The 13439-nt window shown below is 59.3% G+C and carries 15 protein-coding genes; 13 read left to right on the top strand and 2 right to left on the bottom strand.

What is annotated here, in order from left to right; all coding sequences use genetic code 11:
- Positions 1-162 precede the first annotated feature (162 nt).
- A protein-coding gene (locus OE747_RS19380) for an IS3 family transposase (RefSeq protein WP_263830153.1) occupies positions 163-1274 on the bottom strand; the annotation gives its coding sequence in 2 pieces (ribosomal slippage) (positions 163-1019 and positions 1019-1274; 1113 coding nt in all).
- 190 nt (positions 1275-1464) lie between these two features.
- Here OE747_RS19380 and OE747_RS19385 point away from each other — a divergent pair.
- The 10 genes from OE747_RS19385 to OE747_RS19430 all read left to right on the top strand — a co-directional run bounded on the left by OE747_RS19385 (position 1465) and on the right by OE747_RS19430 (position 11480).
- Entirely contained in the window at positions 1465-2655 is a 1191-nt protein-coding gene (locus OE747_RS19385; RefSeq protein WP_263830154.1) for a lipid-transfer protein, read from the top strand.
- Between the two features lie 24 nt (positions 2656-2679).
- Positions 2680-3510 carry an SDR family NAD(P)-dependent oxidoreductase gene (locus OE747_RS19390; RefSeq protein WP_263830155.1) on the top strand — a complete coding sequence of 277 codons (831 nt, stop codon included), beginning with the start codon at positions 2680-2682 and terminating at the stop codon, positions 3508-3510.
- 147 nt (positions 3511-3657) lie between these two features.
- Entirely contained in the window at positions 3658-4287 is a 630-nt protein-coding gene (locus tag OE747_RS19395; RefSeq protein WP_263830156.1) for a TetR/AcrR family transcriptional regulator, read from the top strand.
- Between the two features lie 3 nt (positions 4288-4290).
- Complete coding sequence (locus tag OE747_RS19400; RefSeq protein ID WP_263830157.1) at positions 4291-5889, top strand: acyl-CoA carboxylase subunit beta; 1599 nt, start codon at positions 4291-4293, stop codon at positions 5887-5889.
- Positions 5890-5898: 9 nt separating this feature from the next.
- Positions 5899-6693 carry a crotonase/enoyl-CoA hydratase family protein gene (locus OE747_RS19405; RefSeq protein ID WP_263830158.1) on the top strand — a complete coding sequence of 265 codons (795 nt, stop codon included), beginning with the start codon at positions 5899-5901 and terminating at the stop codon, positions 6691-6693.
- On the top strand, positions 6690-8693 hold the full coding sequence (locus tag OE747_RS19410) for an acetyl/propionyl/methylcrotonyl-CoA carboxylase subunit alpha (RefSeq protein WP_263830159.1): 2004 nt from the start codon (positions 6690-6692) through the stop codon (positions 8691-8693). The genes OE747_RS19405 and OE747_RS19410 overlap by 4 nt, the downstream gene beginning before the upstream one ends.
- Positions 8690-9856, top strand: a complete 1167-nt coding sequence (locus tag OE747_RS19415) for an acyl-CoA dehydrogenase family protein (protein ID WP_263830160.1) — start codon at positions 8690-8692, stop codon at positions 9854-9856. The genes OE747_RS19410 and OE747_RS19415 overlap by 4 nt, the downstream gene beginning before the upstream one ends.
- Before the next feature lie 47 nt (positions 9857-9903).
- Positions 9904-10470, top strand: coding sequence for a biotin transporter BioY (locus tag OE747_RS19420; protein ID WP_263830161.1), 567 nt, complete (start codon positions 9904-9906; stop codon positions 10468-10470).
- 562 nt (positions 10471-11032) lie between these two features.
- Positions 11033-11203 (top strand): helix-turn-helix transcriptional regulator, encoded by a 171-nt coding sequence (locus OE747_RS19425; protein WP_263830162.1) that lies wholly within the window; start codon positions 11033-11035, stop codon positions 11201-11203.
- Between the two features lie 76 nt (positions 11204-11279).
- On the top strand, positions 11280-11480 hold the full coding sequence (locus OE747_RS19430; protein WP_263830163.1) for a hypothetical protein: 201 nt from the start codon (positions 11280-11282) through the stop codon (positions 11478-11480).
- On the opposite strand, the gene OE747_RS19435 is transcribed toward OE747_RS19430, so the two are convergent.
- Positions 11474-12052 (bottom strand): hypothetical protein, encoded by a 579-nt coding sequence (locus OE747_RS19435; RefSeq protein WP_263830164.1) that lies wholly within the window; start codon positions 12050-12052, stop codon positions 11474-11476. The genes OE747_RS19430 and OE747_RS19435 overlap by 7 nt on opposite strands.
- A 132-nt stretch (positions 12053-12184) precedes the next feature.
- On the opposite strand from OE747_RS19435, the gene OE747_RS19440 reads away from it, so the two are divergent.
- The 3 genes from OE747_RS19440 to OE747_RS19450 all read left to right on the top strand — a co-directional run bounded on the left by OE747_RS19440 (position 12185) and on the right by OE747_RS19450 (position 13434).
- Positions 12185-12499, top strand: coding sequence for a hypothetical protein (locus OE747_RS19440; protein ID WP_008335576.1), 315 nt, complete (start codon positions 12185-12187; stop codon positions 12497-12499).
- 103 nt (positions 12500-12602) lie between these two features.
- Positions 12603-13136 (top strand): lytic transglycosylase domain-containing protein, encoded by a 534-nt coding sequence (locus tag OE747_RS19445; RefSeq protein ID WP_263830165.1) that lies wholly within the window; start codon positions 12603-12605, stop codon positions 13134-13136.
- Positions 13137-13152: 16 nt separating this feature from the next.
- Positions 13153-13434: a TrbC/VirB2 family protein gene (locus OE747_RS19450; RefSeq protein WP_009574106.1), complete on the top strand. Its 282-nt coding sequence runs from the start codon at positions 13153-13155 to the stop codon at positions 13432-13434.
- Positions 13435-13439: the final 5 nt, after the last annotated feature.

The raw sequence follows: 13439 nt of genomic DNA on the forward strand, positions 1-13439 counted from the left end.
CCGCTTCCCGAAAGAAATAATAGCCCGGCACCGCCAGTCAAACATATGTTAGATTTCCTGACAAGTCCAAGCGAAGGCCACTGATAGATCCGTGTTCGCCCAGCCATCGCCAAGAGGAGCCCGGTAATAATATCGATGACCTGCTCCCCTCAGAGTCCGCGTTTATAAGTTAGCTCTGTTCAGGTTTTGGTCCTCTTTCGACCGTTGATGATATTCCCACGGGGTGAGCCCGTCGAGGCTCGTATGGGGGCGGTGATAGTTATAGTCTTCGCGCCAGGCGTGGATCAGATGGCTGGCATGGCGCAGATTTGAGAACAGGTGCTCGTTCAGACATTCGTCGCGCAATCGGCCATTGAAGCTTTCCACGAAGCCGTTCTGCATCGGTTTGCCCGGTGCGATGTAGTGCCACTCGACCTGCCGGTCCTCCTGCCATTTCAGGATCGCATTGCTGGTCAGTTCGGTGCCGTTGTCCGAGACCACCATGCAGGGATAGCCTCGCAGCTCGGCAATCCGGTCCAGTTCACGTGCCACGCGGATACCGGAGAGCGATGTGTCAACAACCGTCGCAAGACATTCCCGGCTGAAGTCGTCAATCACGCACAGCACCCTGAACCTGCGCCCGCAGGACAAGCTGTCGGATACGAAGTCCAGGCTCCAGCGTTGGTTTAGCCCTTGCGGGATCGCCATGGGCGCTCTTGTCCCGATGGCGCGCTTGCGACCGCCCCGCTTACGAACTGTTAAGCCTTCTTCCCTGTAGATCCGATAGAGCTTCTTCCAATTCACCTGCCAGCCCTCGCGCTTGAGCAGGATGTGCAGACGGCGATAGCCAAACCGTCGCCGCTCGCCGGACAACTCCCGCAGCCGCTGGCGCAGTTCCCTGTCCTCCGGCCTGGTTGGCCGTCGCCGGTAGACACGCGGATCGATCCCGGCCAAAGCACAGGCTCGCCTTTGCGAATAACACCTTTCCTTCATGGCCCAGTCCACGGCTCTTCTCCGCGAGCCGGGCCTCAGAAGTTTTTTCCGAGCATTTCCTTGAGTGTCGCAACATCCATCATCTGCTCGGCCAGGAGCTTCTTCAGCTTCGCGTTCTCTGCTTCCAGTGTCTTCAGACGCTTGGCGTCGGACACTTCCATGCCGCCGTATTTAGAACGCCACTTGTAGAATGTTGCATCGCTGATCCCGTGCTTGCGGCACAGTTCCTTGGCTCCAAGCCCAGCCTGGTGCTCTTTCAGGATGCCGATAATCTGCTCTTCGCTGAAACGGCTTCTCTTCATCGTCTGTCTCCTTCGTCAGAGAACAGACTAACCTCAAACCGCGGACTTTTCAGGGGAGCAGGTCATCGAGGTTGAGGCGTCCGCTCTACTTGACCCCTGCGATGGCGACCCACCACGGCTAGCTTAAACATTGACAGCAAGAGAAGTCGCAAATAAAAATTCAAACACTTGTTAGAATAAGGAGCGCGAAGTGGAACGGAGAAACAAAGCTTATGTCACGGGCGTTGGGATGGTTCCATTCCAGAAGCCGGGTAAATCCGAAAGCTATGACATCATGGCTGCGGCGGCGACCCGCGCCGCGCTCGCGGACGCAGGGCTCGATTATGACAAAGTTCAGCAAGCGTATGTGGGTTATGTGTATGGCGACAGTACCTGTGGCCAGCGCTCCTTGTATCGCGTCGGCATGACCGGGATTCCGGTGCTGAACGTCAACAACAACTGCTCGACCGGATCATCTGCGCTGTTCCTGGCCCGTCAGGCCGTGGAAAGCGGCGCGGTAGAGTGTGCCCTGGCGCTTGGTTTCGAACAGATGCAGCCCGGCGCGATCGGGGCAATGTTCCACGATCGGATCAGCCCGTTTGCGGCGTTCGACGAAGAGACGGATGATCTGGTTGGTAATGCTGAGATCCCGCTGGCCCTTCGCTATTTCGGTGGTGCGGGCAAGGCCCATATGGAAGAGTTCGGAACCACGCTTGAAACCTTTGCCAAGATCCGGGCCAAGGCCAGCCGACATGCGGCCAAGAATCCGGTTGCCCTGTTCCGGCAGGAAGTGACAGCGGATGATGTTATGGCAGCGCAGGTCGTTTGGCCCGGCGTTATGACCAAGCTGATGGCCTGTCCTCCGACCTGCGGCGCTGCCGCGGCGATTATCTGTTCCAAGGAATTTGCCGACAAGCACGGTCTCGACAGTTCTGTCCGCATTGCGGCTCAGGCCATGACGACGGACGGGCCGGAAACCTTCGATGCCCATGACATGCGCGAAGTCGTCGGATTCTCCATGGCCAAACGTGCCGCCGATCAGGTCTATGAGGCTGCAGGCATCGGGCCCGAAGACGTGGACGTGGTCGAGCTGCACGACTGTTTTGCGCATAACGAATTGATCACCTACGAAGCCTTGGGCCTATGCGGTCGCGGAGATGCGGCGAAGTTTGTGGACGACGGCGACAATACCTATGGCGGAAAATACGTGACCAACCCATCGGGCGGACTGTTGTCCAAGGGGCATCCTCTCGGGGCAACCGGGCTTGCGCAGTGTACCGAACTGGTCCAGCAGCTTCGCGGGCAGGCCGATGCGCGGCAGGTCGATGGCGCGCGGCTCGCACTCCAGCACAACCTGGGTTTGGGTGGGGCCTGTGTAACCACGCTTTATGAAAAAGCCTGACATAGTCAAAAGGGAGGATCAGTCATGACTGCAAAACTCGACGGGCGCGTGGCGCTGGTATCCGGTTCTGGCCGGGGTATTGGCCGTGAAATTGCACTCAAGCTGGCGTCGGAGGGGGCCCGCGTTGTCGTTAACGATCTGGATGCCGATCCCGCCAATGAAACTGCGGAAGCGATCCGCGCAGTCGGAGGCGAGGCCGTGGTCTGCGCCGGCAGTGTAACCGAGGACGGTTTCGCCGAGCGATTTGTTCAGACCGGTGTGGACAGCTTTGGCGGTCTGGATATCATTGTGAACAACGCCGGCTATACTTGGGACAGTGTCGTCCAGAAAATGACGGACGAACAGTGGCAGGCGATTATCGACGTTCACCTGACCGCGCCTTTCAGGATCATGCGCGCTGCCCAGCCGGTGATCAGCGCCAAGGCCAAGGAAGAGGCTGCCGCCGGACAGGAGGTATTCCGCAAAGTTGTGAATATCTCGTCCATCGCGGGGACCGGCGGCAATGCCGGCCAGATCAACTATTCCGCCGCCAAGGCCGGTATCCTGGGGGTCACCCGGACAATGGCCAAGGAATGGGGCCGCTACAAGGTCAACGTCAACGCCGTGGCCTTCGGGCCGATCCGCACGCGATTGACCGAAGGCAGCGCGGACGGCGACAGCACGATCAAGGTCGAGGAAAAAGAGATCAAGGTCGGAGTGAACCCTGATCTTTTATCCCAGATGGAGCGCATGATTCCGCTGGGTCGTGTCGGCACCCCCGAAGAGGCAGCAGGCGCGGTCTATCTGTTCTGCGCGCCTGAATCGAACTTCATCTCGGGTCAGCATATAATTTGCGGCGGCGGCTTCACGATCTAAATCCAATCGGTCGTCGGCTGTATGGAAATAGCAGTCGGCGGCCGCACTGTATTTTTGCGAATGTCCAGTTGGTTTCTTACAAAGTGCTTGACATTCGTCACGCAACCTAACAAGTGTTAGTTATGTACGAAGTTGCAGAAATTTCCCATGTCTAATCTCGAAACGAACCAAGTAACTCAGCAAGCCCGCGGTCCGGTCGGGCGAGAGGGCGTGCTGGATGTTGCTGCACGGCTTTTTCGCGAGCAGGGCTATGGTTCTGTTTCCCTCAGGAAAATCGCACAGGTTGCGGGGATCAAGGCCGGCAGCATTTATTATCATTTTGGTTCAAAGGACGAAATAGTGCTGTCGATTCTCGACACCGGTATCATGGCCGTACACGATGAAATGCGCCTTGCCGTTTCATCGCAGGCGTCCGACGCAAGCGCAGAAGTCATCTTGCGCGCGGCGATCACGGCGCATTTGCGCGCCCTTCTGGATGTCAGTGATTATTCTTCGGCAAATGTGCGCATATTCGGACAGGTGCCGCAGTCAGTCCGGGATGCCAATCTGCCGACACGCCGTTCTTATGAAGCGGAGTGGGACAGCCTGCTGGCACGGCTAAAGGCGAACGGCGCATTGAAACAAGATGTGGATGTTCGTCACCTGCGGTTGATGCTGATCGGCGCACTCAACGCGACGCTTGAATGGTTCGACCCCAAGCGCGGCAGCGTCGAGGCGCTGGCGAAAAATTACGCTGACGTATTCGTTCACGGAATACTCGAAAAACAGGATAACTGAGAAATGGCGCAGCTTGAAACAACTGTAATCGCCTCTTCAGAAGTCTATGCACGCAACCATGCGGCGCAGAGCGCACGGGTTGAAACTTTGCGGGAGCGGATTGCAGCGGCCTCTGGTGGCGGGCGTCTAGAAATGGTCGAACGCCACCGCAATCGCGGCAAGCTTCTTGTTCGCGAGCGGATTGACCTGCTGGTGGATCCGGGCACTGCCTTTCTGGAGCTGTCGTCCCTGGCGGCCTATGGGCAATATGGCGGCGAAGTCCCTGGGGCAGGGATCGTTACGGGCATCGGGATCGTTCACGGCCTTCCGTGCATGATCATCGCAAACGATGCGACAGTGAAGGGCGGGTCATTCTACCATGAGACGGTGCAAAAACATATCCGTGCGCAAGAAATTGCAGCGGAAAACCGGATGCCTTGCCTTTACCTCGTGGATTGTGGCGGCGCCTATCTGCCCGAACAGGATCGGGTCTTTCCCGACGCGCGTCATTTCGGCAATTCCTTTTATCGCCAGACCAACATGTCGGCGTCAGGCCTGCCGCAAATCTCGGCAGTGTTCGGTGGCTGCACGGCAGGCGGGGCCTATATTCCCGCCCTGTCGGACGAAGTCATTATGGTGCGCGGCAACGCGCGCATCCATTTGGGCGGGCCATCAATCGTCAAGGTCGCCATCAACGAAGACGTAGATGGTGAAACATTAGGCGGGGCCGAGATGCATTCACATATCTCGGGCGTATCCGATCATCTGGCCGAGGATGAGTATCACGCGCTGGCCCTGATGCGTGATATCGTGGCTGAATTGGGCCAATCACGTCCGATGAAGCCCGACGCAGCCCCCGCACAGCCCGCGCATGACCCGGAGGAACTGCTGGGCGTCATCAGTGCCGATCGCAAACAGCCCTATGACATGCGCGAGGTTTTGCTGCGCATGATTGACGCGGGCGAGTTCCGCGAATTCAAGCCCGGCTGGGGTGAGACATTGGTCTGTGGTACGGCACGTATCCATGGCTATCGCGTGGGGATTCTCGCCAATAACGGGGCTCTTCTGTCCGAAAGCTCTCTCAAAGGGGCGCAGTTCGTGTCCATGTGCGACCAGCGAAACATCCCCCTGCTGTTCCTGCATAACATTTCGGGTTTCATGGTCGGAACAGATGCGGAGCGTGGCGGCATCGCCAAGGACAGTGCCAAACTGGTCTATGCCATGTCCGTTGCCAAGGTGCCGCGCCTGTCGGTGCTGCTGGGTGGGTCCTATGGAGCGGGCAATTACGGCATGTGCGGGCGCGGGTTTGCGCCGAATTTCTTGTTTGCCTGGCCGACTGCGGAACTGGCCACCATGTCCGCCGACATCGCCACCAACGTGATGCTGGAGCTGCGCCGCCAGAAGGGGGGCAATCCGGAGAGGATGCAGACCGACATGGCTAGGATCGAAGCCCAGGTGCGCGCCCAGTATGGCGAACAGTCCGATCCCTATTATGCCACCTCGCGGCTGTGGGACGACGGGCTAATCGAACCGGGCCAGACCCGCGATATTCTCGGGCTGTGCCTTTCTATTGTGACATCGGTGCCTGAAGCCGGGCGCCATACTCCCGTATTCAGAATGTGAGCTTCACACATGACCCAGACCTACAACACAATCCTGGTTGAAACCGATGATCGTGGCGTTGCGACGATCACGCTCAACCGGGCAGACAAACACAATGCCCTGAACGGCGATCTTATCGCCGAGCTTTATGACGCCGCGGAAAAAATGGCCACGGACGAGGCTGTCCGCATCATCATTCTGACCGGCAACGGCAAAAGCTTCTGCGCGGGCGGCGATTTTAATTGGTTTTCGTCGAATGTCGAAAAGACCCGCGCCGAACGGGTCGAGCAAAGCGCGACCCTTGCGCGGCTTCTGCGCCGACTCGATACAATGCCCAAGCCCCTGATCGGTCGGATCAACGGCCCGGCCTATGGCGGTGGGGTCGGCATGATTTCTGTCTGCGACTACACGATCGGCGCCGAAGGGGCGCGCTTCGGCCTGACCGAGGTAAAGCTGGGCCTTTTGCCGGCCAATATCTCGCCCTATGTCGTGGCCCGGATCGGCAAGGTGCATTCGCGCGAAACCATGTTGTCGGGTGCCTTGTTCGACTCTGCAAGGGCAGAGCGGATCGGGCTTTTGACCGAGGTTGTCGCGCCCGATGATCTGGATACCGCCGTGGAACGGGTGGTGCATGATCACCTTCAGGCAGCACCGGGCGCGGTTGCGGACACCAAGGCGCTGATTGCCTATGTGGCCAGCCATGACCTTGAAACAAACATGATCTATACCGCCGATCGACTGGCCGATGCTTGGGAAACCGAAGAAGGCATCAAAGGCATCAACAGCTTCCTGAACAAGGATATTCCCTCGTGGCGGGTCAAATGAGCTTTACCCGAGTCCTGATCGCAAACCGTGGCGAAATCGCCCGCCGCATCCAACGCGCCTGCCGCAAGCTGGGACTGGAAAGCGTCGCGGTCTTCTCCGAAGCGGACCGCGACGCACCCTTCGTGGCCGAGGCCGACCATGCCATTTGTATAGGTGGTGCCGCCCCGGCTGACAGCTACCTGAACATTCCGGCCATTCTTGAGGCCGCGCGCGCGACCGGCGCGGGCGCGGTGCATCCGGGCTATGGCTTCTTGTCGGAAAATGCGGATTTCGCGGCCGCGGTGGAAGCCGCAGGACTGGTGTTCGTCGGCCCCGAGGCCGATGCTATTTCGCGCATGGGTTCCAAGATCGAGGCCAAGGCCGCCGCCGAGGCCGCCGGCATGCCCGTTCTTCCCGGCTATCGCGGCGAAGATCAGTCCGATGTGAAATTGCTGGACGAGGCTCGGGCACTTGGTACCCCGTTTCTGGTCAAGGCCAGCGCAGGCGGCGGCGGGCGCGGGATGCGTCTTGTCACCGATTTGCAGGACGCGGCCGAAGCCATCGCCTCGGCCCGGTCCGAGGCAAAGGGCGCGTTTGGCGACGCGGCGGTGTTCCTGGAACGCTACGCCCCGCGCGCGCGCCATATCGAGGTGCAGGTTCTTGGCGACAGCCATGGTACTGCGCTGCATCTGGGCGACCGCGACTGTTCGCTGCAACGCAACCACCAGAAACTGATCGAAGAGGCCCCGGCCGCCGATCTGCCCGAAGCCCTGCGCGCAGACATGCGCGCGGCGGCGGTCCGGCTGGCTGAAGCCATTGGCTATCGCTCGGCCGGAACGGTGGAATACCTCTATGACCCGAAACGCGGCGAATACTATTTTCTTGAGATGAACACCCGCCTTCAGGTGGAGCATCCAGTGACCGAGGCCATTACCGGAATTGATCTGGTCGAATGGCAGTTGCGCATCGCGCGTGGCGAGGCGCTGACGCTGGAGCAATCCGATATCGGCTTTGACGGGCACGCGATCGAGATCCGTATCGCAGCCGAAGACCCGGCAGAGAATTTCCGGCCCGAAACAGGCCAGATCACCCTTTGGGCAACGCCTCCGGGTGTGCGGCTGGACAGCGGCGTCGAGACCGGTTCGGTCGTCAGCCACCACTACGATTCCATGCTGGCCAAGCTGATCGTACATGCGCCGGATCGAGCCGGAGCAATCCGTCAGGCGGTCGCGGCTATTGATACCTTCGCCGTCGGCGGCGTAGGCCTGAACCTAACCTATCAGCGCGCATTGCTGACACATCCCGAGTTTCAGGCATTCCGGCACCACACCTCGGGCTTGCCCGAGATGTTCCCCGATGGCTGGACCGAGCCCGAACCCGATGAGCAAAGCACTGCATTGGCCGCTATTGCCTTGCACCTACATCTTGCCCCATCGGATCAAAGCCCCTGGCAAAGCTTGGGAAGCTGGCGCCTGACCGGTGCTGCCGGACGGCTTGGCATGGCCTCATATTGGCACAACAGCAGTGATGGCCCCGTGCGAGTGAGCAGCGGCGCAGCACAGCTCGCGGCCATTCTGACGAATGATACGCATTGCGCGGTCGAGGCGCCCGGATTGAACGCCGGTCGGCTGAGTGGCCATGTTGATGGGGTTCCCTTCTCTCGTGTTGCCCATGTTGAACGCACAGGCGATTGCTGGACGGTGCATCTTCAGACCCCGACCGGCATGACAACACACCAGTTCCAGACGCTTCAGGACCGGCATCTGCGTCGCTCTTCGGGCGAGGCTGCTGGTGACGACACCCTGACCGCACCGATGCCCGGTGCCGTTGCCGAGATCCGCGTCGCCCCGGGCGACCGTGTCGCTGCCGGCGATACCCTGGTGGTGCTGGAAGCGATGAAACTTCTTCAAAGCCTGCCTGCGCCGGTCGCGGGCGTGGTGGCCGAAATCTATTGCGCCCCAGGTGACACCGTTGCCGGGAACGCCCCCCTCGTAAAACTTGATCCGGAGGACAAGACATGACCAGCCAAGACACGATCACCGCCGCAAACGGACCATTCAACGAAGATCTCGAGATGATCCGCGACCAGCTGCGCCGCTTCATCGAAACCGAGGTGACGGCCAAGGCCGACGCTTGGGAAGAGGACGGCATGGTGCCGCGCGACGTGCTGCGCCGGATGGGAGATCTGGGCGTTCTGGGGATGCGCTATGACGAACAATACGGCGGGGCAGGGATGGACGTGATGTCCAGCGTGATGCTGGCCGAAGAAGTCGGTCGTTCCACCTTCGGTGGCTTTTCGGCCACCGTTCTGGTGCATACCGATATGGCCTCGCCGCATCTCGAAAACGCGGGAACCCCGGAACAAAAGGCACGCTGGATGCCGTCAATCACCTCGGGTGAAAAGATCACCGCTGTTGCCGTGACCGAACCGGGCGCAGGCTCGGACGTGGCCGGTATGCGCACCCGCGCGGTGCGGGACGGGTCGGACTGGGTTCTGAACGGCACCAAGATGTTCATCACCAACGGCGTTCACGGCGACCTCTATTTTGTCGGGGCCAAGACCGACCCTGATGCCAAAGGATCGCGCGGGATCACGATGTTCGCTGTTGAAAAGGGCACGCCGGGCTTTTCGGTCGGCCGGGCGCTGAACAAGACCGGCTGGCTGTGCTCGGACACTGCCGAACTGATCTTCGAAGATGTCCGCATCCCGGCCGAAAACATCCTGGGCGAGGTCAACCGGGGTTTCTATTCGGTGATGAAGAACTTCCAGAACGAACGGATCGTCCTGGGTGCGATGGCCTGTGGCGAAGCGCAGTCGGCGCTGGACATGACCGTGGATTACGTCAAGCAACGTAAGGCCTTCGGCGGGGTTCTGTGGGACAAGCAGGCCGTGCGCCAGCGGCTGGCCGACTGTCAGACGCGGATCGCGGCAGGACGTCAGCTGGTCTATCACGCCGCCGGTCTGGATGCCGCAGGGCAGGACTGCGTAAAAGAGGTCTCGATGGTCAAGGCCTATTGCGGCGAACTCGTCAACTCCGTGCTCTATGACTGTGTGCAATTCCATGGTGGCATGGGCTACATGCGTGAAACACCTGTTGAGCGGATGTCACGCGATGCGCGTGTTCAGGCCATAGGCGGCGGCGCGACCGAGGTAATGCTCGAGGAAGTCGCGAAGCGCATGTGAAGATACCAATGAAAAAGCGCAAGTTTGAAATCAAAAGGGACATCTAAATGAACGCGGTACCTATTCAACAACGGTCAATCTACTTCACGACCCGAGAGGCCCTAATTCTACTTCTCGGCTCAATCTTACTGACAGTCTCTGCAAAAATCGTGGTACCTTTCTATCCGGTCCCAATGTCGACACAGACAGTAATAGTATTGGGCCTTGGTCTTTTTCTAGGACCCATTCGAGGCAGCCTTGTAGTCTTCGTTTACTTGCTAGAAGGTATTTTCGGATTGCCAGTATTCGCGGGTACGCCGCCCGCACCAGCCGGGCTGGCTTATGTATTTGGACCTACTGGTGGGTTCCTGGCGGGCTTCTTGCTCGCAGCCGCGGTCACCGGATGGATAGTCAGGAGAATCGACGGAATTCCGCTTGTCCTAACTACGGCACTGGCGGTGGTAGCAGGTTCGGTGGTCCTGTATATTCCTGGACTCATTTGGCTGGGCAACTTTGTCGGGTATGAAAAAAGGCTTCTTGAGGTCGGGCTTTATCCATTCATCCTCGGGGATGCGGTGAAAGCGGCGATTGCAATTACTCTGTACGTGATCGTTCGTGGTCGTCGCTCTATTTGAGAATTGCTGTTTTGAACTCCATCATCCGGTGCCCAAAAAATTTTGGGCATCGGCATTTCTGGGCGCGCACTTCACCATTGCAAAAAATGAAGCAACACCCAGAAAATGGTTTCGATTCTGATAATATGCTTCCGCCTGAAATCCTCAGCAGAGACAGGATTGGAAAAACATCGCCGATGAGGTCGCCGCTTTTGCGATCAGCCAGGCAAAAGCGGTGTCGTGCTTCTTGGTCGTGATGATCGTCGGGATCACAATCAACGTAAGACAGAACCTTGAATTCCCACGCAAGCATCCATTATTTAACATAATCTACATTCTGCGTGACTGACGCTGATTCGTGTCATGGTGTATTGACGGTCATCGCTACTCGCCCTAGTAGCATTTACAACACCAAGTACCCGGAACTGCATGCAAATTGGTCCTATTTCTCTAAGCACCGATTTTCGATTTTTCTGCTCCCTCACCTTCGAATGTAACATATATCGCGTGGCGATATTTCGCGCACCATGTCCGTTTCGCGGGCATGAACTTGCGGGACCGTGTAGCACTGAACATCCAGGAATTGAGACGCGCCCGCGGCCTCAGCCAGGAGGAGCTTGCTCATCGGGCCGATGTGAGCCGCGGCCATATGGGCAAGGTCGAAAACGCCAAGTTCGCGGCCTCCCTCGACCTTCTCGAACGCATCGCCAAGGCGCTCAATGTCGATCCCGAAGAGCTTTTCGCGAGGCGTTAATCCGCTTCCTGAGGCTTTGATCCCGCCTCAATTTCAAAAGTTAAAACGGCAAGAACGGTACGAGTAGCGCGGGTACATGGCGAAAAGAAAGACAGGCTGGCCCTTCCAGGAAGGGTTTATCATCGACGGAACGGACGAAACCCATGTGTTTACCGACTATCGCTGGGATGATGGAAGCGTGAGCCGCCGCCAGTTTGTGGATCCATGCAGTTACGACCATACGCTTGTCGAATTACGGACAGTTTCACTCAAGTTGCCGGACAGCCAAGATCAGTAGGAAAACCACTCCGAGTGGCCCATGTTGACCTCGTAGTCGCCGTATTCGACCATGATGCTGCGGGAATAGAAGTGCCATAGGCCACCACCGCTTGGGTAGGCAATCTCCTGACCGCTTTCGGAGATGAATGTCGCGGGCCAAGGCGTGTGGGAACCGTGAACCCGCTGAATGTAGCGGCAGGTCCGGTTCTCACGATCGCAAGAGCGGATCGACCAGTCCCACTGTCGCGGCTCGTCGCGCGGCTCGTACGAGCGCCCGGTGAACCAGATCACGTGGGTCCGGTTCAGCCATTCGTATTCCGGCAGATTGGTGTCGAGCTCGCCCTCCCCGCCGGGCCCGCCCAGCTCGACCGGCACATGGGCGAAGGTGCAGACCCCGAAGGGCGGCAGGCTCGGCCAGGGGGTTATGCGGCGGATCATGGTGCGATAGGCCCGCGCGCAGACCGCGCTCGGGGGGAAACCACCCGCCATGCAGAGCATGATGGCGCAGTCGATGTCATAGGCCTGCGCCTTCTCAGGGGCTCCGAACACCGCCATCACTCCCATTGCAGCTGCCATCGCCTGTCGCTTCATGTCGCTCTCCCGCAAAAGTTGCGCAGACTATCGCGCAATATGTTTTTATCTGCAATATGTCGTATTGACTCCATATGACTTTATGGATTTAAGCGCAGGAAGTAGAAGGGCTCTCGTGGGGAGAGTCCGAACATGCCGATAGCGCGCAACCAGATCCTGATCACCATCGATGGTGTCAAAGACCTGTCCGAGAAGGGCATCGCGTTCCGCTGCCGGTATGAACTCGTGGGGTTCACGGACGATGGCAAGCCGCGCTACCAGTGCATCTACCTGCGCGAGGGTGAGCCGGAAGCCATTCTGGTCTCTACCCGGATCACCCCGCACGGGCCCGAGCCGCGGTATTTCAACATATGGCCGGGGCTCTTCAAACATCATCTCGAGTTCGGTGACGGGCGCGATCTGCGCTTTGGTCCTGACTACAGCATTACCCTCGAGGAGCGCGGCTGACGTCATCGCCTTCGGCCGCGACGGGACAGCCCGGACCTCGGGCTGGACCTTTCATGGCGAACGACCTGCTTGGGCGGGGCTGGGTGATAGCGCTGAGGCCGGGGTGGTTCTTGCCTCGCTGGATGCCACACCGCCGTCCGGACGCGACGACATTTTCTCCCTAATCCGCACGACTGCTGACCGGCACCAGGGGAACCGTGCCCTGCGGCAAGTCGGCCTGGGTGCCGACGACTGGCAGATCCTGTTCCGCGCCCTGGTCGAGGCCGAGAGCAGCTACAACCCAACCGCCGTGAGCCCAAAGGGCGCTTACGGTTTGGGCCAGTTGATGCCAGACACGGCCCGCGCGCTCGGCGTCGATCCGCGTGATCCCTCCCAGAACCTCGACGGCGCGGCGCGCTACCTGCTCGCGCAGATCGCCACGTTCAAGGACATCGATCTGGCGCTCGCAGCCTATAACGCGGGCCCGCACCGCGTGGTCGAGTACTCCGGCATCCCGCCTTTCACCGAGACTCGCGACTACATCGCGCGCATCCATCGGATCCGGTCCCGGCTGGCGGGTGCGCCTTTTTCCGCGCCGGATATCCGTGTCGCGACCCGCGTGCCTGCCCGCGCGCCGGTCCTTATCGAACTTCAGTAAAACAAGGGAACTTCGCATGCTTCGACATCGCCTCAGCCGCCTCTTGCCTGCCGCCACAACCCTGGCGGCTTTCGCAACGCCCGCCCTCGCGCAAGACTTGTCACCGATCCAGACCATGCTGGAAACCGTCGAGGCCGCGCTGACCGGTCCCATCGGGATCGCAGTCGCCACGCTCGCCGTCATCGGTACCGGCTTCATGTGCATGATGGGACGGCTCAACTGGGGCTGGTTTGCCTCGGTCATCATCGGGATCGTGCTGATCTTCTCGGCCGGCACCATCGTCGACGGATTCTCCTGAGGTTG

The organism is Ruegeria aquimaris, assembly GCF_025751555.1.
In the GTDB taxonomy this organism is placed as follows: Bacteria; Pseudomonadota; Alphaproteobacteria; order Rhodobacterales; family Rhodobacteraceae; genus Ruegeria_B; species Ruegeria_B aquimaris.

Bases quoted from the DNA above. Each gene is read 5' to 3' on its own strand.
- OE747_RS19395 (WP_263830156.1), top strand. From the start codon at position 3,658: ATGTCTAATCTCGAAACGAACCAAGTAACTCAGCAAGCCCGCGGTCCG.
- OE747_RS19400 (WP_263830157.1), top strand. From the start codon at position 4,291: ATGGCGCAGCTTGAAACAACTGTAATCGCCTCTTCAGAAGTCTATGCA.
- OE747_RS19430 (WP_263830163.1), top strand. From the start codon at position 11,280: ATGGCGAAAAGAAAGACAGGCTGGCCCTTCCAGGAAGGGTTTATCATC.
- OE747_RS19390 (WP_263830155.1), top strand. From the start codon at position 2,680: ATGACTGCAAAACTCGACGGGCGCGTGGCGCTGGTATCCGGTTCTGGC.
- OE747_RS19420 (WP_263830161.1), top strand. From the start codon at position 9,904: ATGAACGCGGTACCTATTCAACAACGGTCAATCTACTTCACGACCCGA.
- OE747_RS19450 (WP_009574106.1), top strand. From the start codon at position 13,153: ATGCTTCGACATCGCCTCAGCCGCCTCTTGCCTGCCGCCACAACCCTG.
- OE747_RS19415 (WP_263830160.1), top strand. From the start codon at position 8,690: ATGACCAGCCAAGACACGATCACCGCCGCAAACGGACCATTCAACGAA.
- OE747_RS19435 (WP_263830164.1), bottom strand. From the start codon at position 12,052: ATGAAGCGACAGGCGATGGCAGCTGCAATGGGAGTGATGGCGGTGTTC.
- OE747_RS19410 (WP_263830159.1), top strand. From the start codon at position 6,690: ATGAGCTTTACCCGAGTCCTGATCGCAAACCGTGGCGAAATCGCCCGC.
- OE747_RS19405 (WP_263830158.1), top strand. From the start codon at position 5,899: ATGACCCAGACCTACAACACAATCCTGGTTGAAACCGATGATCGTGGC.
- OE747_RS19440 (WP_008335576.1), top strand. From the start codon at position 12,185: ATGCCGATAGCGCGCAACCAGATCCTGATCACCATCGATGGTGTCAAA.